This is a genomic window from Streptomyces sp. CAI-85 (genome assembly GCF_013363615.1).
GTDB classification, from domain to species: domain Bacteria; phylum Actinomycetota; class Actinomycetes; order Streptomycetales; family Streptomycetaceae; genus Streptomyces; species Streptomyces antibioticus_B.
Window position 1 is genome coordinate 1 of sequence record NZ_JAANNX010000223.1, and the last position, 830, is coordinate 830.

1 protein-coding gene is annotated in these 830 nt (G+C 68.1%); it reads right to left on the minus strand.

Annotated elements, in window-relative coordinates; translation table 11 throughout:
• Positions 1–830, minus strand: an 830-nt coding sequence (locus G6W55_RS37925; RefSeq protein ID WP_175525096.1) for an aminotransferase class V-fold PLP-dependent enzyme, incomplete at both ends; no start/stop codon positions are given.

Here is an 830-nt window from a genome sequence, read left to right on the forward strand (position 1 = left end):
GGCGTGGAGTACAGATAGAACGACGCTCGCGTGGTCGCGGGAATTCCGTACCGCAGGCAGACGGGCCGCGCGCAGTGATGGCCGACGCGGACCGCGATGCCCTGCTCGTCGAGGACCTGGCCCACGTCGTGCGGGTGGATGTCGCCGAGCGTGAAGGAGATCGCCGCGCCGCGGTCCTCGGCCGTGGTCGGGCCGATGATCCGCAGGTCCGGGACCTCGCCGAGCTTCTTCACCGCGTACTCGGTGAGGGCGTGCTCATGGGCGAGGATCTTGTCCATGCCGATCGCGTCGAGATAGTCGATCGCCGCGCCGAGGCCGACCGCCTGGGCGATCGGAGGGGTGCCCGCCTCGAACTTGTGGGGGGCGGGCGCGTAGGTCGAGGAGTGCATCGACACCGTCTCGATCATCTCGCCGCCGCCGAGGAACGGGGGCAGGTCCTCCAGGAGTTCCTGGCGGCCCCACAGCACGCCGATGCCGGTCGGACCGCACATCTTGTGGCCGGTGAAGGCAACGAAGTCGGCCTGGAGGGCCTGCACGTCCAGCGGCATGTGCGGGGCGGCCTGCGAGGCGTCGATGCAGACCAGCGCGCCGACCTGCTGGGCACGGCGGACTATCGCCTCGACCGGGTTGACCGTGCCGAGGATGTTCGACACCAGCACGAAGGAGACGATCTTCGTCTTCTCGGTGATGATCTCGTCGATGTTGGAGAGGTCGAGCCGGCCGTCGTCGGTGAGGCCGAACCACTTCAGCTTCGCACCGGTGCGCTGCGACAGGAGCTGCCACGGCACGATGTTGGAGTGGTGCTCCATCTCCGTGATGACGATCTCGGT